At 76.2% G+C, this 15,902-nt stretch carries 18 protein-coding genes; 12 read left to right on the top strand and 6 right to left on the bottom strand.

What is annotated here, in order from left to right; genetic code table 11:
* Positions 1-20 precede the first annotated feature (20 nt).
* Together GA0070611_RS31230 and GA0070611_RS28790 are read left to right on the top strand one after the other, a co-directional pair.
* Positions 21-206 carry a hypothetical protein gene (locus GA0070611_RS31230; protein WP_157740413.1) on the top strand — a complete coding sequence of 62 codons (186 nt, stop codon included), beginning with the start codon at positions 21-23 and terminating at the stop codon, positions 204-206.
* Positions 207-261: 55 nt separating this feature from the next.
* Complete coding sequence (locus GA0070611_RS28790; RefSeq protein WP_091671400.1) at positions 262-999, top strand: Clp protease N-terminal domain-containing protein; 738 nt, start codon at positions 262-264, stop codon at positions 997-999.
* A 52-nt stretch (positions 1,000-1,051) separates the two neighbouring features.
* On the opposite strand, the gene GA0070611_RS28795 is transcribed toward GA0070611_RS28790, so the two are convergent.
* From GA0070611_RS28795 to GA0070611_RS28810, 4 genes are all read right to left on the bottom strand, one after another.
* Positions 1,052-1,570: a hypothetical protein gene (locus GA0070611_RS28795; protein WP_091671402.1), complete on the bottom strand. Its 519-nt coding sequence runs from the start codon at positions 1,568-1,570 to the stop codon at positions 1,052-1,054.
* Positions 1,571-1,685: 115 nt separating this feature from the next.
* Entirely contained in the window at positions 1,686-1,871 is a 186-nt protein-coding gene (locus tag GA0070611_RS28800) for a DNA repair protein (protein WP_091673596.1), read from the bottom strand.
* Positions 1,872-1,935: 64 nt separating this feature from the next.
* Positions 1,936-2,964 (bottom strand): sensor histidine kinase, encoded by a 1,029-nt coding sequence (locus GA0070611_RS28805; protein WP_091671405.1) that lies wholly within the window; start codon positions 2,962-2,964, stop codon positions 1,936-1,938.
* Positions 2,957-3,652: a response regulator transcription factor gene (locus GA0070611_RS28810; protein WP_091671407.1), complete on the bottom strand. Its 696-nt coding sequence runs from the start codon at positions 3,650-3,652 to the stop codon at positions 2,957-2,959. The genes GA0070611_RS28805 and GA0070611_RS28810 overlap by 8 nt, the downstream gene beginning before the upstream one ends.
* Before the next feature lie 111 nt (positions 3,653-3,763).
* On the opposite strand from GA0070611_RS28810, the gene GA0070611_RS28815 reads away from it, so the two are divergent.
* A complete protein-coding gene (locus GA0070611_RS28815; RefSeq protein ID WP_091671410.1) occupies positions 3,764-4,828 on the top strand; it encodes an NAD-dependent epimerase/dehydratase family protein in 1,065 nt (354 codons plus the stop codon).
* Positions 4,829-4,855: 27 nt separating this feature from the next.
* Here GA0070611_RS28815 and GA0070611_RS28820 read toward each other — a convergent pair whose 3' ends face one another.
* The gene (locus GA0070611_RS28820; protein WP_091671413.1) at positions 4,856-6,376 is read right to left on the bottom strand and encodes a hypothetical protein; all 1,521 of its coding nucleotides are present in this window, start codon (positions 6,374-6,376) and stop codon (positions 4,856-4,858) included.
* A gap of 149 nt (positions 6,377-6,525) precedes the next feature.
* Here GA0070611_RS28820 and GA0070611_RS28825 point away from each other — a divergent pair, with 149 nt between their 5' ends.
* From GA0070611_RS28825 to GA0070611_RS28860, 8 genes are all read left to right on the top strand, one after another.
* Entirely contained in the window at positions 6,526-7,197 is a 672-nt protein-coding gene (locus GA0070611_RS28825; protein WP_091671415.1) for a glycosyltransferase family 2 protein, read from the top strand.
* Complete coding sequence (locus GA0070611_RS28830) at positions 7,194-7,931, top strand: TIGR04282 family arsenosugar biosynthesis glycosyltransferase (RefSeq protein ID WP_091671416.1); 738 nt, start codon at positions 7,194-7,196, stop codon at positions 7,929-7,931. Before GA0070611_RS28825 ends, GA0070611_RS28830 begins: the two co-directional genes overlap by 4 nt.
* Positions 7,928-8,578 carry a methyltransferase domain-containing protein gene (locus GA0070611_RS28835; protein ID WP_157740414.1) on the top strand — a complete coding sequence of 217 codons (651 nt, stop codon included), beginning with the start codon at positions 7,928-7,930 and terminating at the stop codon, positions 8,576-8,578. Before GA0070611_RS28830 ends, GA0070611_RS28835 begins: the two co-directional genes overlap by 4 nt.
* The gene (locus tag GA0070611_RS28840; RefSeq protein ID WP_091671419.1) at positions 8,575-9,711 is read left to right on the top strand and encodes a molybdopterin-dependent oxidoreductase; all 1,137 of its coding nucleotides are present in this window, start codon (positions 8,575-8,577) and stop codon (positions 9,709-9,711) included. The genes GA0070611_RS28835 and GA0070611_RS28840 overlap by 4 nt, the downstream gene beginning before the upstream one ends.
* Positions 9,708-10,103, top strand: a complete 396-nt coding sequence (locus GA0070611_RS28845; RefSeq protein WP_157740415.1) for a hypothetical protein — start codon at positions 9,708-9,710, stop codon at positions 10,101-10,103. The genes GA0070611_RS28840 and GA0070611_RS28845 overlap by 4 nt, the downstream gene beginning before the upstream one ends.
* A 133-nt stretch (positions 10,104-10,236) precedes the next feature.
* Positions 10,237-10,899, top strand: coding sequence for a GNAT family N-acetyltransferase (locus GA0070611_RS28850; RefSeq protein ID WP_091673600.1), 663 nt, complete (start codon positions 10,237-10,239; stop codon positions 10,897-10,899).
* Between the two features lie 43 nt (positions 10,900-10,942).
* Positions 10,943-12,397 carry a cation:dicarboxylate symporter family transporter gene (locus tag GA0070611_RS28855; protein ID WP_091671423.1) on the top strand — a complete coding sequence of 485 codons (1,455 nt, stop codon included), beginning with the start codon at positions 10,943-10,945 and terminating at the stop codon, positions 12,395-12,397.
* A 287-nt stretch (positions 12,398-12,684) separates the two neighbouring features.
* Positions 12,685-13,032, top strand: coding sequence for an STAS domain-containing protein (locus GA0070611_RS28860; protein WP_091671425.1), 348 nt, complete (start codon positions 12,685-12,687; stop codon positions 13,030-13,032).
* A 48-nt stretch (positions 13,033-13,080) separates the two neighbouring features.
* Here GA0070611_RS28860 and GA0070611_RS28865 read toward each other — a convergent pair whose 3' ends face one another.
* Positions 13,081-14,529: a glycoside hydrolase family 3 N-terminal domain-containing protein gene (locus GA0070611_RS28865; protein ID WP_091671427.1), complete on the bottom strand. Its 1,449-nt coding sequence runs from the start codon at positions 14,527-14,529 to the stop codon at positions 13,081-13,083.
* Between the two features lie 123 nt (positions 14,530-14,652).
* Here GA0070611_RS28865 and GA0070611_RS28870 point away from each other — a divergent pair, with 123 nt between their 5' ends.
* A complete protein-coding gene (locus GA0070611_RS28870; protein WP_091671429.1) occupies positions 14,653-15,825 on the top strand; it encodes an ROK family transcriptional regulator in 1,173 nt (390 codons plus the stop codon).
* Positions 15,826-15,902: the final 77 nt, after the last annotated feature.

The following is a 15,902-nucleotide window of genomic DNA, read 5'->3' on the forward strand; positions in this document are numbered from 1 at the left end:
CGATGCGAGAAGGAGATCGGATGACGCCACAGCCACGAAGGGGTTGGCGACCACCGGGTGCCCGGCACCCCGGCGCCTTCGCCCTGTCGATCCTCGGCGCGGTGCTGCTGCTCCTGGGGCTCACGGTGCTCGACTCGGTGCTGCTGGCCGTGCTCGGCGCGGTGCTGACGGTCGCGGGCTGGCTGGTGGCGCGTCGGTCGAGTTGACGGCTTCGTCAACCAGTGGTTGACGTTCGCTCATGCGTCAACCTATGGTTGACGCATGAGCGAAGAACCCGTCAAGATGACCCACCCGGTACGCCTCGACGACCTCATCGAGGGGATCAAGAAGGCGCGTCCCGACGCGCTCGACCAGCTCGCCGACGCGGTCCTGATCGCCGACCACCTCGGCGACGTCGCCGACCACCTGATCGGCCACTTCGTGGACCAGGCCCGCCGCTCGGGGGCCTCCTGGACCGAGATCGGCCGCAGCATGGGGGTGAGCAAGCAGGCCGCCCAGAAGCGCTCGGCCGCCAAGGCGGAGACGGCGGCGGCGCTCGACCCCAACGCGGGGTTCGCCCGGTTCACCCCGCGCGCCCGCCACGTGGTGCTGGCCTCGCAGGAGGAGGCGCGGGCGGCCGGCAACGCCGAGATCGGTGCCGGACACCTCGCCCTCGGGCTGCTCGCCGACCCGCAGGCGCTCGCCGCCCAGGTGATCGTGGCTCGGGGCGTACCCCTGGAGCGGTTCCGGGAGGCGGTGACCGCGACCCTGCCGGCGAAGGCCGAGCAAGTCCCGGACCTGATCCCCTACGACGCGCGCGGCAAGAAGGCCCTGGAACTCACCTTCCGCGAGGCGCTGCGGCTCGGCCACAACTACGTCGGCACCGAGCACATCCTGCTCGCGCTGATCGAGGAGGAGGGCGGCGACGGGCCGCTGGCCGGCCTCGGGCTGGACAAGGCCGGCACGGAGGCCGAGGTCGCCTCGGCGCTGGCCGAGGTCGCCCGGAAGATGTCGGCCTGACCGCCGATCGGGGACGCGCCACGGGGGTGCGTGCCCGATCGGCGTTCAGGGATCAGTCGGCGGTGGGGAAACCGTAACGGGCCGCGTGCTCCGGGTCGGCCGGGTCCACCTGGCGCAGCCCGGCGTCGGCGAGCCGCTTGTTGACCTCGTCGAGCCGCTCCCGCACCAGCCGGGCCTCCTCCTCGGTGACCCGGCCCCGGTGCGGCTTGCCGGCGTGCTCGATGGTGCCGTAGTCGATCTTCTCCGGGCTGCGCCGGGCCTTGGGCGGCTTCACCCGCTCGGCGGTCCGCAGCAGCTGCGCCATCGGCACGTCGGTGGCCATCGCGTCGAACTCGCTGGCGGTCAGCACCACCCGGCGCGGCTCGCCCCCGCCGTGCCGGTCGTGGATCTCCACCACCGCCACGTCCAGCGCCGCGTCGTCGATGCTCTCCACCTCCAGCGCCGTGGCGTCCAGCTGCACGGGGCCGGCGACCAGGTCAGGGTGCTCCAGCACGACGACCTTGACCACCTCGTCGTCGGGACGCAGCACCGTGCCACTGAAGTCGGAGACGTGGATCGTCTTCTTGCCCATGCGGGGAGCTTCTCCTGTCGTAGGCCGGATTCTTCGACCAGAAGACGCTACCCGACACCTGTGCGAACGCCCGGGGTGGAGCGCCCGGGTGTGTCGTCGCTTTCCCCGCCGCCGGTCAGCGGGTGTTGAGGTCGCGTCGGGTGGAGGTGCCGGCCGGCAGCGCGTTCAGCTCCGCCCAGGAGAGGGTGTCGGCGCGGCTCTCGCGGTAGCGGGGCTGCGCCGGGAACCGGCCGGCGGCCTCGGCGGCCTGCCAGCTGCTCTCGGCGTCCTGCTGGTACCGGTCATTCGGCTGATTCGGCATGACCATTACCGTCCCAGAGAAACTTGTACATGTATGGAAATGAATATGACGCAGGATCGATGCGTCAGGTTCCCGCTGCCGGCAACCGGACCACGAACCGACAACCATCGGTGATGTTCTGTACGTCTACCCGCCCGCCGTGCGCTTCAACCAGGCCCCGTACGATCGCCAGCCCCAACCCGCCGGATCCCTCCACACCACCGGTGCCGGCGCGGGGAGTCCGGGCCGGTTCCCCCCGGAACGCCACGTCGAAGACGCGGGGCAGGTCCGCCTCCGGGATGCCGCCACAGCTGTCGGCCACGGCCAGCCAGGCGGAGTCCGGGTCCCGGCCGGCGTCGACGCGTACCGTGCCGTCCTGCGGGGTGTAGCGGATCGCGTTGAGCAGCAGGTTGCCGATCACCCGGGCCAGTTCCGGCTCGCTGCCGGTCACCGTCGGCCAGCCCGACTCGGCGGCCACCAGCCGGATCCGGCGGGCGGCGGCCAGCGGCGCCGTGCCGGCCACGGCGTCCGACACCACGTCGCCCAGCGGCACCGCCGACAGCGACAGCCGCAGCGCGCCCGCGTTGATCCGGGACAGCTCGAACAGGTCGTCGACCAGCCGGGTCATCCGGTCGGTCTCCACCCGGATGCGGCGGTGGTACTCGGCCACCGTCGCCGGGTCGCCGACCACCCCGTCCTCCAGCGCCTCGGCCATCGCACGCAGCCCGGCGAGCGGGGTGCGCAGATCGTGCGAGACCCAGGCGACCAGGTCACGGCGGCCCTTCTCGATCCGGCGTTCCCGCTCCCGCGCCTGGTCGGCCCAGACCGCCGCGGCGGCCAGCCGGCGGCCGAAGAGCCAACCCACCGCCAGGCTCACCGCGGCGGCGGCGGAGACCGTGATCAGCACGACCTCCAGGTCGTGCGGGGAGAGGAACATCGCCTCGGCGATCACCGCGACCCCGGCGACCACCGCCCCGACCGTCATGGTGAGCAGCACGAAGATGTGCACGGTGATGGACCTGCCGCGCAGCAGCCGCAGCGCCGCCGCGCCGGCCAGCCCGACCACCAGCGCCGCGAGCAGCGCCGCCCCGAAGATCAGCGCCAGGTCACGCATCGGCCGGCTCGTAGCGGTAGCCGACGCCCCACACGGTGACGATGCGCCGCGGGTCGGCCGGATCGGTCTCGATCTTCTCCCGCAGCCGGCGGACGTGCACGGTCACCGTGGACTGGTCGCCGAAGTTCCACCCCCACACCCGCTCCAGCAGCTCGGCCCGGCGGAACGCCCGCGCCGGGTGCCGCATCAGGTGCGCCAGCAGGTCGAACTCGCGCAGGGTCAGGGTCAGCTCCCGGCCGTGCAGCCGGGCGATCCGGGGCCCGGTCTCCACCTCCAGGCCGCCGTCGGCCAGCACCTGCGGCAGGACGCCGGCCGGCTCCCCGCCGGCCCGGCGCAGCACCGACCGGACCCGCAGCACCAGCTCCCGGGGGGAGAACGGCTTGCCCAGGTAGTCGTCCGCGCCCAGTTGCAGGCCGAGCACCCGGTCGGCCTCGTCGCCCCGGGCGGTCAGCATGACCACGGGTACGCCGTCCGGCCGCTCCCGCAGCCGCCGGCACACCTCCAGCCCGTCGAGGACCGGCAGCATCAGGTCCAGCACCACCAGGTGCGGCGGGCGCCGGGCCACGGCGGCCAGCGCGGCGGCCCCGTCCCCGACGTGCTCCACCTCGTAGCCGGCGTGCTCCAGGTAGCGGCAGACCACGTCGGCGACCGTCCGGTCGTCGTCGACCACCAGCACCCGCTGCGCCACGCGTACCTCCCCGTCGTGGGCTCAGCGTAGCCACGGCCCGGGTGGTCGATCTATTGCGAGGTTCTTACGGCCGGGCCGCAACGGGCCGGTCCGGCCCTAGCCTCGGAGCCCATGCGGATCCTGCTCACCGGCGCGGCCGGTTTCATCGGCTCCCACGTCGCCGACCTGCTGGCCGACGCCGGGCACCGGGTGGTGGCGCTGGACGCGCTGCTGCCCGAGGCGCACGGGCCGGCCGCGCCCACCTGGTCGGCCCGGCACCAGCCGGTCACCGGCGACGTGCGCGACGGCGCGCTGCTGGACCGGCTGCTCGACGGCGTGGACGCGGTCTGCCACCAGGCCGCCATGGTCGGCCACGGCCTCGACCCCTCCGACGCCCCCCGCTACGCCGCACACAACGTCCTCGGCACCGCCGAGCTGCTCGCCGCGATGCACCGCGCCGGGGTGGACCGGCTGGTGCTGGCCAGCTCGATGGTGGTCTACGGCGAGGGTCGATACCACTGCGGCACGCACGGGGTGGTCCGGCCGGGCCGGCGCCGCCCCGCCGACCTGGCCGCCGGCCGCTACGAGCCGCCCTGCCCGGACTGTGGCGCGCCGCTGACCCCGGGCCTGGTGCCGGAGCACGCCCCGCTGGAGCCGCGCAGCACGTACGCGGCCACCAAGCTCGCCCAGGAGCACCTGGTCGCCGCCTGGGCGGCCCAGACCGGCGGCCGGGCCTGGGCGTTGCGCTACCACAACGTGTACGGCCCCCGGATGCCCCGCGACACCCCGTACGCGGGCGTGGCGTCGCTGTTCCGCTCCGCGCTCGCCGCCGGTCGGCCGCCGACCGTGCTGGAGGACGGCCGGCAGCGGCGCGACTTCGTGCACGTCACCGACGTGGCTCGGGCCAACCTGCTCGCCCTCGGCACCCCCGCGCCCGAACCGCTGACCCCGGTGAACGTCTGCTCCGGCGAGCCGCACACCATCGGCGAGCTGGCCGCCACCCTGTCGGCCGCGATGTCCGGGCCACCACCCGTGGCGGCCGGCGGGGCCCGCGCCGCCGACGTCCGGCACGTGGTCGCCGACCCGTCCCGGGCGGCGGAGCTGCTCGGCTTCCGGGGCCGGGTCGGGTTCGCCGACGGGGTGGCCGGCTTCGCCACCGCCGAACTGCGTGCCCCCGCCGTCGTGCCGGCGGCCTGACGGCCGGGCCGGCTCCCGACGGGGCGGCTAGGAGACGGTCCAGAGGAGATGGTTGACGGCGAGCGCGGTGACCGCCTGACCGGCCAGCCACCAGCGCCGGTCGGCGGCCGGCAACCGGGCCGCCGCCACCGGCAGCCAGACCGCGAAGGGCAGCCAGATCCGCTCCACCTCGGCCTTCGACAGGCCGGACAGGTCGGCCCCGAGCACGCAGAGCGCCGCCGCCACCGGCAACCAGACCACCGCCGTCGCCCGGATCGGGGTGACGGGCTGCGCCGGCCGGGCCAGGGTGACGGGCTGGGCCGGCTGCGCCGGGATGCCGGGCTGGGCCGGCTGGGCCGTGGTCGCTCGGCCTGCTCGCGCCGGCTGCGCGACGGGCCGTACCGGCTCGGCGGGGGAGGAGACGGACCGGGCGGGGCCGCGCCGGGCGCGGAGCCGGAGCGCGCCGAGTGCGGCCCGCATCTCCCGCCCCGCCGGGCCGAGCACGCGTGCCAGTGCCGGGCCGGCGACCGGACCGGCGCTGAGCAGCAGGGCGGCCAGGTTCGCCCACACCCAGTAGGCGTACGGCCGGTCGGCCGCCCAGCCCTGGTAGTAGCGCTGCACGACCAGGTGGTAGCCGGCCAGCCACCAGAAGCCGTACCCGACGAAGACGGCGGTCACCGTGGCCACCCCGGCGGCGGCGGTGACCAGGGCCCGGAGCCGGTCGGCGGGGCGCAGCAGCAGGACCGTCACCGCCAGCAGCCCGGCCAGCGCCAGCCCGTACGACAGGTGCAGGGCGACGCCGAGCAGCAGCCCGCCGAGCGCCGGTGACCAGCGGCCGGGCCGGGCCAGCAGGGCCAGTCCGGCGGCCACCACCCCGGCGAAGATCCCGTCGGCGGACGCGCCCACCCAGACCGCCCCGGGCAGCAGCACCAGGAACGGCAGCACCGCCCGGGCGGCCCGCTCGTCGCCCAGCGCCCGCAGCGTCACCGGCACCGAGACGGCGACCGTCGCCCCGAGCAGGACGCAGGCGAACGCGGCGGCCGTACCGCCGCCGAGGCCGATCCGGTCCAGCGCGACGAAGAACAGCAGCGCCCCCGGCGGATGGCCGGCGGTGTGCGTCGACCACGACTCCGGACCGAAGTCGAGGATCCGCCCGGTGAACCCGGCGAGGGTGGCCGGCACGTCCTGCACCCGGGGCACCTCGTGCAGGTACTCCGCCTGCACGGTGAGCCGCTCGGTGAACCCCGCCGACCAGCCGTCCACCAGGGCGAGCGCGAGGGTCCAGCCGACCGCGGCGAGCCAGCCGGCGGCCAGCAGCCACGGCCAGCGGAGCCGCCGGGCGAGCGCGGGGCCGCGCAGCACCACCGCCGCCGCCAGCGCCACCGCCGGTACGCTGCCCCAGCCGAGATGCGGTCGCCAGGTCGCGTAGAGCGGGGCGGCGTCGGCGTGCAGCCCGACGCCGCGCCGGTTCAGCACCAGGCCGACGGCCACCGCCGTGCCGAGCAGCGCCGCCTCGACGGCCAGGACGGTCAGGTCGCGCCGGCGTCCGGCGTACGGGTCACGGGTCATGGTGAGCGCCGAGGCTACGACCGCCCGACGGGGCGCGGAAGCACCGGGGCGGGGACGTCAGCGTCTCGTAAGGAACCGGTGCGGCGTAAGGGTTCCGTAACCGTCGTACCCCCGCCGACCAGGGCCGCGGCGGCCTAGCGTCCCCGGTCATGGAGACAGAGGTCGACGTGGTGCTGCCCTGCCTGGACGAGGCGGCCGCGCTGCCGGGGGTGCTCGCCGCACTGCCACCCGGCTACCGGGCCCTGGTGGTGGACAACGGGTCCACCGACGGCTCACCCGAGGTGGCCGTCGCGCACGGCGCCCGGGTGGTACGCGAGACGCGGCGCGGCTACGGGGCGGCGGTCCACACCGGACTGCTGGCCGCCCGGACGGAACTGGTCTGCGTGCTCGACGCCGACGGCTCGTTCGACCCGGGGGAGCTGCCCCGGTTGGCCACCCCGGTGGCGCGGGGCCGGGCCGACCTGGTCGCCGGGCGACGCCGCCCCGTCGGCCGGGGCGCCTGGCCCTGGCACGCCCGGGCCGGCAACGCGCTGCTCGCGGCCGGGCTGCGCCGCCGGGGCGTACCGGTGCACGACCTGAGCCCGATCCGGGTGGCCCGCCGGGCGGCGCTGCTGGACCTCGACATCGCGGACCGGGCCTTCGGCTACCCGCTGGAGCTGCTGCTCCGCGCGGCCGCCGCCGGCTGGCGGATCGTCGAGCTGGATGTGGCGTACGCGCCGCGCGCCGCCGGCACCCGCTCCAAGGTCTCCGGATCGGTACGCGGCACCGCCCGGGCGGTCCGCGACATGACCGGCGTGCTGCGGGCCGGGGTGCGGCCGTGACGGTGCTGCTGGTGCTGGCGAAGGCCCCGGTGCCGGGCCGGGTGAAGACCCGGCTCTGCCCTCCGCTGCGCCCCGTCGAGGCCGCCGAGCTGGCCGCCGCCGCGCTGCTGGACACCCTCGACGCGGTACGCGCGGTGCCGGACACGACACCCGTGCTCGCGCACGCCGGCGACCCCGCCGGGGCGGTACGCGGCACGGAGCTGCGCCGCACGCTGGCCGGCTGGACGCTGCTGCCGCAGCGCGGCCAGGGCCTGGCCGACCGGCTGGCCGCCGCGCACGCCGACGCGGCCGCGGCGTTCCCCGGTCGACCGGTGCTCCAGCTCGGCATGGACACCCCGCAGGCCGACCCGGGCCTGCTCGGTGCCGCCGTGGCCGTCCTCGACGGGGCGGCGGCGGTGCTCGGGCCGGCCACCGACGGCGGCTGGTGGGCGTTGGGACTGCGGGATCCGGCGGCGGCCACCGCCCTGCGCCGGGTGCCGATGTCCACCGCGCTCACCGGCCGGCTCACCCGGGCGGCGCTGCGCGGCGGTGGCGTCGAGGCGGTGACGCTGCCCGAACTGTCCGACGTGGACGACTGGGCGACGGCCCGCCGGGTGGCCGAGGACGCGCCGGCCGGCCGGTTCGCCGCGACCGTACGCCGACTCGCCGCCCGGCAGACCGACGACGCCGCCACGGCCGGCCGGCCCGGTGGCGCGGACGCGGCGTGGCCGGTCGGGGCGGGGGAGCCGCGATGACCGCACCGACGGTGTCCGTCGAGGACTTCGGGGCGGCCTTCGCCGGTCCGGACGCCCCGGCCGGACCGCACTGGCTGGTGCTCGGCGACGGGCTGCGGCTGCCGCTGCCGGTGGGCCGCTGGCACGGGCCGCCGGAATCGGCTCTGGCCGGGATCCTCGGCCGCTGCGCCGGTCCGACCATCGACCTGGGCTGCGGCCCCGGCCGGCTCACCGCCGAGCTGGCCGGACGGGGTCTGGTCGCCCTCGGTGTCGACGTCTCGGCCGGTGCCGTCCGGCTGGCCCGGCAGCGGGGCGCGACGGCGTTGCGGCGGGACGTGCTCGCCCCGCTGCCCGGCGAGGGGCGCTGGGCGCACGCCCTGCTGATCGACGGCAACATCGGCATCGGGGGCGACCCGGTACGCCTGCTGCGCCGTACCGCCGGGCTGCTGCGGACCGGCGGAACCGCCCTGGTCGAGCTGGCCCCGCCGGGCACCGGTCTCTGGCGCGGTCCGGCGTACGTCAGCACGGACGGCACCCGGGGGCCCACCTTCCGCTGGGCCCGGGTCGGGGTGGAGCTGGCCGGCGCGGTGGCGGCGGCGTCCGGCTTCCGGGCGGCGGCGGTGCTGCCGGCCGGGGGACGCTGGTTCGTCGAACTGGCCCGCCGGTGAACACCGCGCGCACCCGTCGGTGGCGGGTCCGGGTCCCCCGACCGGAGGACTTCCGGTCGCCGGCGCACGCCCCGGCGGTGGCGGCCCGGCTCGGGCTGTGGCTGGGCGTGGCGCTGGCGGTCTGCTTCGGTACCGGGCTGCTCAGTCACCTGGCCCAGCACCCGCCGGGCTGGTTCGGCTGGCCGACCCGGCCGGTGCAGCTCTACCGGATCACCCAGGGGCTGCACGTGCTCTCCGGGGTCGCGGCGGTGCCCCTGCTGCTGGCCAAGCTCTGGAGCGTCTACCCCCGGCTCTTCCTGCGTCCGCCGGCCGTCCCGGCCCGGCTGCTGGCACACGCGGCCGAACGGGTGTCGATCCTGGTGCTGGTCTGCGCGGCCGCCTTCGAGCTGGTCACCGGCCTGGTCAATGTGGCCCGCTGGTACCCCTGGCGGTTCTTCTTCCCGACGGCGCACTACGCGGTGGCCTGGCTGGCGGCGGGCGCGCTGCTCGTCCACGTCGGGGTGAAACTGCCGGTGGTACGGGCGGCGCTGGGCGAGCCGGTGCGGGCCGTGCCGGGCCGGCGGGCCGTGCTGGGTACGGCGGTGCTGGCGGCCGGCGCGGCGGTGCTGGCGACGGCCGGCGTGACCGTGCCGTGGCTGCGCCGGGTCGCGCCGCTGGCCTGGCGTTCCCCGGCCGGCCCGCAGGGGCTGCCGGTGAACCGGACCGCCGCCGCCGCGGGGGTGGTGGTGCCGGCGGACTGGCGGCTGGAGATCCGCTGGGACCAGGCCCGGCACGCGCTCTCCCTGCCCGAGCTGGCGGCGTTGCCGCAGCGGACGGCGGACCTGCCGATCGCCTGCGTGGAGGGCTGGAGCGCGTCGGCGCGCTGGACCGGCGTACCGGTCCGGGACCTGCTCGCGGCGGTCGGGGCGCCCACCGACCGGCCGGTCCGGGTGGCCTCGCTGGAGGCGACCGGCCGGTACGCGTCGAGCGTGCTGCCGGCCGCCCACGTCGCGGACCCGCTGACCCTGCTCGCGCTGCGGCTCGACGGGGCGGTGCTGCACCCCGACCACGGGTACCCGTGCCGGATCATCGCCCCGAGCCGGCCCGGGGTGCTGCAGACCAAGTGGGTCACCCGGCTGGAGGTGCTGCCGTGAGGGCGTTGCGGGTCCTGCTGGTGCTGGCCGGCGGCGCGGCGGCCGGGTACGGCGCGGTGCTGCTCCGCCCGCAGTGGGCCGCCGCCGCGCTCTGGCTGCTCGGCGGCCCGCTGGTGCACGACCTGCTCGTCGCGCCGCTGGTGGCGGTGGTGGGGCTGGCGGCCGGCCGGGTGGTGCGTGACCCGGTGCGGCGGACGCTGGCCGGGGCCGGGCTGGCGGTGACCGCCACCCTGCTGCTGCTCGCGGTGCCGCTGCTGGTCCGCCCGGCCGCGCTGCGCGACGTCGACCCGCTGCCCGGCCTGCTGGGGTGGCTGGCCGCGCTCTGGGCCGGGGTCGGGCTGGGCTGCCTGCTCCGCCGCCGCTCCGGACCGCCACGCCGGCCCGTCCGCTGACCGGCCGCGCCGCCGTGTCGGGCCGTGCGCCGACCAGAGGGGCGCGGGCGGCGGACGGATCGCCGGGCCGGGCGCGACCGCGCGGCGTACCGTGATCACGGCACGCCGCGACGGACGAGGAGGTGTGGCCGCGGTGCTCGACCGGCGGTTGTTCCTGCACCTGGCGACCTGGCTGGGACAATGGCCGGCCGGTCCCGGGCTGCACGTGGTCCGCTCGCACCGCCGGGCCCGTCCGGCCTGGGACGGCCGGCTGCGCCCGGCCATCGCGGTGGCGTCCCCCGGGTGCACGGTCCTGTCGGTCGCCCCCGACCGGGTCGAGGCGGTCCGGGAGCTGGCCGACAAGTCGGTCGAGGACCTGTTGGCGGCGCTGCCGGCGGTGGTCGGCATGCCGGAGTACGCCACCCACGCGGGCGCGTTCCGGTGGAGCACCGCGCCGGCCCCGCTGCCGGACGCCGGGGAGTGGATCGCGTCGACCGCGCCCGGCCTGCCGTCCTGGCTGCGCCTGTTCGACACCGACGTGCTGGTGGTCTCCGACGACGACGGGCGCTACCTGGCCGGCGTCGGCATCAAGCGGCACGACGCGTACGGGCACGAGCTGGCGGTCGGCACGGTGCCGGCGGCCCGGGGGCGGGGACTGGCCCGACGGCTGGTCGCCCAGGCGGCCCGCCGGGTGCTCGACGAGGGAGCGATCCCCACCTATCTGCACAACCACGGGAACGCGGCGTCGGCGCGGGTTGCCGAGGCGGCCGGCTTCCCGGACCGGGGCTGGACGTCGTTCGGGGCCTTCCCGGCCTGACCGGGCGTTTGACCGGCCGAGCCGGCGGGGTACGGGTGCCGCCATGGCTGATGACCGCGTACCGGAGCCCGGCCCCGTCGTACCCTCCGAGCGCCGGCCGGTGGCCGGCGAGGGCGAGCCGCCGGGGGCGGACCCGGTACCCGAGCCGGCCCGGCGGCGCGACCGGACCCGCTATCTCTACCTGGCGGTGATCGTGGCGGTGCTCGCCGGCATCGCGGTGGGCCTGCTCTTCCCCGATTTCGCCACCTCGTTGAAGCCGCTCGGCACCGGCTTCGTCAACCTGATCAAGATGATGATCGGGCCGGTGATCTTCTGCACCATCGTGCTCGGGGTCGGCTCGGTACGCCGGGCCACCCAGGTGGGCAAGGTGGGCGGCCTGGCGCTCGGTTACTTCCTGATCATGTCGACCGTGGCGCTGGCCATCGGCCTGGTCGTCGGCAACCTGATCCACCCCGGGTCGGGGCTGCACCTCAACGAGGCGCTCGCCGGTGCGGGCCAGAAGGCGGCCGGCGGGGAGTCCGAGGGGACTGTCGACTTCCTGCTCGGCATCATCCCGACCACGCTCTTCTCCGCGCTCACCCAGGGTGACGTGCTGCCGGCGCTGCTGGTGGCCCTGCTGGTCGGCTTCGCGGTGCAGAGCCTCGGCCGGCGCGGTGAGCCGGTGATCAACGCGATCGGCGCGCTGCAGCGGGTCGTCTTCAAGGTGCTCGCGATGATCATGTGGCTGGCCCCGATCGGCGCGTTCGGCGCGATCGCCGCGGTGGTCGGCGCGACCGGCGTGGACGCGCTGACCAGCCTGGCCCAGATCATGCTCGGCTTCTACGCCACCTGCCTGATCTTCGTGCTGGTGGTGCTCGGCTCGCTGCTCTGGCTGGTGTCCCGGATCTCGATCTTCTCGCTGCTGCGCTACCTGGGTCGGGAGTTCCTGCTGATCCTGTCGACCTCCTCGTCGGAGTCGGCGCTGCCCCGGCTGATCGCCAAGATGGAGCACGTCGGGGTGGGTCGGCCGGTCGTCGGCATCACCGTGCCGACCGGTTACTCCTTCAACCTCGACGGCACCGCCATCTACCTGACCATGGCCTCGCTCTTCATCGCCGACGCGCTGGGCAAGCCGCTGGCGGTCGGCGAGCAGATCGGCCTGCTCGCCTTCATGATCATCGCCTCGAAGGGCGCGGCCGGGGTGACCGGCGCGGGCCTGGCCACGCTCGCCGGTGGGCTCCAGTCGCACCGGCCGGACCTGGTCGACGGGGTGGGCCTGATCGTCGGCATCGACCGGTTCATGTCGGAGGCCCGGGCGCTGACCAACTTCGCCGGCAACGCCGTGGCGACCGTGCTGGTCGGCACCTGGACCGGGGACTTCGACCGGGAGCAGGCCCGGGCGGTGCTGGCCGGCGAGCGTCCCTTCGACGAGACCACCATGCAGGACGACGACCGGGCCGACGTGCCGGCCGACGGCACCGAGGCGGACACCCGGGTGGCACAGCCGGCGGCGCGCTGACCGCCCGGGCGCGGACCGTGGATCCCGGGCCGGATCCACGGTCCGCTGCCTTTCTCCCCAGGTCCCGTACCGGTAACGCTAGGTGTCGACGGGAGGTCGGGCAAGGGCCGTCAGGCGGGTCTGCGTTGTCGAATAGTGGACTTGACCTGCGGGTCAGGGCTGGAAGCCCCGGGGCGTTCCCGGTGACGCAGCGTGCGATCGGTGGTGCGGTGTCGGCCGTTCGTGGGCGGTGTCGCACCGGCCCGGTATCGTCGCGACGACGACAACGACGGTGGGACGGGCGGGTCATGGAGTTCGGTACGCGGGAGGTCGGGCCGGACCGGGTGGTCCTCGCCCCGACCGGCGATCTCGACCTGGCCGTCGCGCCGGCCTTCGACCGCGCGGTGGACGTCCTGCTGGATCGGCCAGGTGTGGTCGAGATCGTGGTCGACCTCACCGGCGTGCCGTTCCTCGACTCCAGCGGGGTGGCCGCCCTGCTCCGGGCCGCCGCCGAGGCGGTCGGTCGCGGCGCCACCCTGCGGGTGACCGATCCGCAGCCGACCGTGCTCCGGGTGCTCCGGATCACCGCCGTCGACGTCCTGCTCGGCGTCGCCGGGGACGGGCCCGCACCGGAGTCCGGCCGGCGGCTGGGCTGAGCCCGGCGCGGGGCCCGGCCCGCCGCGCGACAGCAGGGAAGGAGCCGGTCAGGCCAGGCCGAGCAGCTGGGCCGCGGCCCGCCCGTTGGCGTGGCTGGCGCCGTACGTGGTGACGAAGGCGCGCGCCCCCGCCGGCCGCCACGCGCCGGGCCAGCCCATCTCGACCACGGCCACCGGATGGGTGGCGGCCAGCGCCTCCACCAGCTCCCGGGCCCCGGGCAGCCGGTGCAGGTGGCGGCCGACCAGCACGATCGGCCGGTCACCGGCGCGTCCGCGCAACTGGGCCGGGTCGGTCTCGCCGGCGACCGCGCGGACCTGCTCGGCACCGGCGAGGTGCGGGGCCAGCCCCCACGGCACCCGCCCCTCGGCGATGGTGCTGGTGGCGTGCACCTGCACCACCAGTGGGGTGCCCAGGCCGGCGAGGTCGCCCTCGACGCGTACCGCCCGCAGGGCGGCGGCGTAGCCGAGCCCGTCGACCGCCGGGGCCGCCCCGTCGCCGGGGCCGGTGGTGGCGGCCAGCGCGGCGGCCCGGGCGGCGGCCTGCTCCACCCGCGCCCGCTCCAGCCGGCCGTCGCCGAGCGCGCCGACGATCTCCCCGACCACCCGCTCGACCAGCGCGGCGTCGACCGTGGACCCGATGCAGAGCAGGTCGGCACCGGCGGCCAGGGCGCGGACCGCGGCGGGACCCACCCCGCCGGCGGCGAGCGCGGCGCCCTTCATCTCCAGCGCGTCGGTGATCACCGTGCCGGTGAAGCCGTACTCGCGGCGCAGCAGGTCGACCAGGACCGCCCGGCTGAAGGTGGCGGGGCCGTCGCCGGTCAGCGCCGGCACCCGGATGTGCGCGGTCATGATCGCGCGTACGCCGGCGTCGATCACGGCCGCGAAGGGCGGCAGGTCGCGCTCGCGCAGCACCGCCGGGGAGGCGTCGACGGTGGGCAGCTCGTGGTGGGAGTCGGCGACGGTGGCGCCGTGTCCGGGGAAGTGCTTGGCGCAGGCGGCCACCCCGGTGGACTGGAGGCCGGCCACGGCGGCGGCCGAGTGCACGGCCACCCGGAGCGGGTCCGCGCCGAACGAGCGGGTGCCGATCACCGGGTTCTCGTCGGCGGTGTTCACGTCGACGGTGGGGGCCAGGTCGAGGGTGATGCCGAGGGCGGCCAGCTCCGCGCCGATCGCCGCGTACACCTGCCGGGTGAGGCCCGGGTCGTCGACCGCGCCGAGGGCCGCGTTGCCCGGGTACGGGCTGCCAGTGGCGTGGGCCAGCCGGGTGACGTCGCCACCCTCCTCGTCGATCGCGACGATCACGTCCGGGCGGCCGGCGCGCAGCGCGGCGGTGGTGGCGGCGAGCTGGGCCGGGTCGTGCACGTTGGTGCCGAACAGGGTGTGCCCGGCGAGTCCCTCGGCGAGCAGGTCGACCGCCCAGTCGGGCGGGACCGGCCCCGGGTACGCGGCCAGCAGCGTGCCCAGCGCGAGCCGACGAAGTCCTGGATCGGGTCCCACGAGTCTCCCCTTTCCCTGCCGGGTCGTCCGACGGCCCCCGTTCGGGGCGGCCGATACGCTAACGGACACCCCGTTGCAGGCGTTTTGTGGTTAGCAAACTTTACTGAAAATAGAGGACCTGGCATGAGTGCGACCCGGTTGCCCGGCACCCCCCGCCTGTTACGGGCGCTGAACGACCGCGCGGCACTGGAACTGCTGCTGGAGCGCGGTCCGCTCACCCGGGCCCGGCTCGGCGAGCTGACCGGCCTGTCCAAGGTGACCGCGTCGCAGCTGGTGGAGCGGCTGGAGGAGCGTGGCCTGGTCGCCCGGGTCGGCGAGCAGGCCGGCGGGCGGGGCCCGAACGCCCAGCTCTACGCGGTGCGCCCGGGCAGCGCGTACGTGGTGGGGGTGGACGTCGGCGCGGAGCGGGTGGTGGCGGCCTGCGCGGACATCACCGGCGCGGTGGTCGGCCGGGTCGAGCAGTCCACGAAGGACACCGACGACCCGGTGGGCGTGGTGCACAACGCGGTGGTCCAGGCGGCGAGCCGGGCCGGGGCCGAGCTGTCCAGCGTGCGGCGGGTGGTGCTCGGCACGCCGGGTCTGGTCGACCCGGGCACCGGCGACATCACCTTCGCCTTCAACCTGCCGCGCTGGCACAGCGGCCTGCTCGCCGCGCTCCGCGAGGACCTGCGCGTCCCGGTGGTCTTCGAGAACGACGTCAACCTGGCCGCCGTCGCCGAGGCGCAGTCCGGTGCGGCGCAGGGCACCGCGGACTTCGTGCTGGTCTGGGTGGATGCCGGTGTCGGTCTGGCGATCATGCTGGGTGGCCGGCTGCACCACGGCAGCAGCGGCGCGGCCGGGGAGATCGGCTACCTGCCGGTGCCGGGCGTGCCCATCCCCCGGGACGTGTCGAAGCGGGCCAAGCCGGCGTTCCAGCAGCTGGCCGGGGCGGACGCGGTCCGCGCGGTGGCCGCCGAGCACGGCTTCACCGGTGACGCCGCCGCGGCGGTGCGCGCCGCCATCGCGGCCGGCACGGCCGGTGGCCCGCTGCTGGACGAGTTGGCCCGGCGGCTGGCCCTCGGCGTGGCGAGCACCTGCGTGGTGCTGGACCCGCCGCTGGTGGTGCTGGCCGGCGAGGTGGGCCGGGCCGGTGGGGCGGCGCTGGCCGAGCGGGTGCAGCACGAGGTCGCCGCGATCACCCTGGTCCGGCCCCGGGTGGTGAGCACCGGGCTGACCGAGGAGCCGATCCTGCGGGGCGCGTTGCGGACGGCGCTGGACGCGGTGCGTGACGAGGTGTTCGGCTCGACGGTCGGCTGACCGCCCGCGCGTCGTCCTTCCCGGCACCATGTGAAGGAATTCTTCACCAGGGGAACGATCTCTGCAAGGAGTTGCCG

This window comes from Micromonospora auratinigra (genome assembly GCF_900089595.1).
Classification (GTDB): Bacteria; Actinomycetota; Actinomycetes; order Mycobacteriales; family Micromonosporaceae; genus Micromonospora; species Micromonospora auratinigra.

Excerpts from the sequence above, each read along its gene's own strand:
- GA0070611_RS28870 (WP_091671429.1), top strand. The coding sequence starts at position 14,653 with ATGAGTGCGACCCGGTTGCCCGGCACCCCCCGCCTGTTACGGGCGCTG.
- GA0070611_RS31230 (WP_157740413.1), top strand. The coding sequence starts at position 21 with ATGACGCCACAGCCACGAAGGGGTTGGCGACCACCGGGTGCCCGGCAC.
- GA0070611_RS28815 (WP_091671410.1), top strand. The coding sequence starts at position 3,764 with ATGCGGATCCTGCTCACCGGCGCGGCCGGTTTCATCGGCTCCCACGTC.
- GA0070611_RS28825 (WP_091671415.1), top strand. The coding sequence starts at position 6,526 with ATGGAGACAGAGGTCGACGTGGTGCTGCCCTGCCTGGACGAGGCGGCC.
- GA0070611_RS28790 (WP_091671400.1), top strand. The coding sequence starts at position 262 with ATGAGCGAAGAACCCGTCAAGATGACCCACCCGGTACGCCTCGACGAC.
- GA0070611_RS28855 (WP_091671423.1), top strand. The coding sequence starts at position 10,943 with ATGGCTGATGACCGCGTACCGGAGCCCGGCCCCGTCGTACCCTCCGAG.
- GA0070611_RS28835 (WP_157740414.1), top strand. The coding sequence starts at position 7,928 with ATGACCGCACCGACGGTGTCCGTCGAGGACTTCGGGGCGGCCTTCGCC.
- GA0070611_RS28795 (WP_091671402.1), bottom strand. The coding sequence starts at position 1,570 with ATGGGCAAGAAGACGATCCACGTCTCCGACTTCAGTGGCACGGTGCTG.
- GA0070611_RS28860 (WP_091671425.1), top strand. The coding sequence starts at position 12,685 with ATGGAGTTCGGTACGCGGGAGGTCGGGCCGGACCGGGTGGTCCTCGCC.
- GA0070611_RS28805 (WP_091671405.1), bottom strand. The coding sequence starts at position 2,964 with ATGCGTGACCTGGCGCTGATCTTCGGGGCGGCGCTGCTCGCGGCGCTG.
- GA0070611_RS28800 (WP_091673596.1), bottom strand. The coding sequence starts at position 1,871 with ATGCCGAATCAGCCGAATGACCGGTACCAGCAGGACGCCGAGAGCAGC.
- GA0070611_RS28820 (WP_091671413.1), bottom strand. The coding sequence starts at position 6,376 with ATGACCCGTGACCCGTACGCCGGACGCCGGCGCGACCTGACCGTCCTG.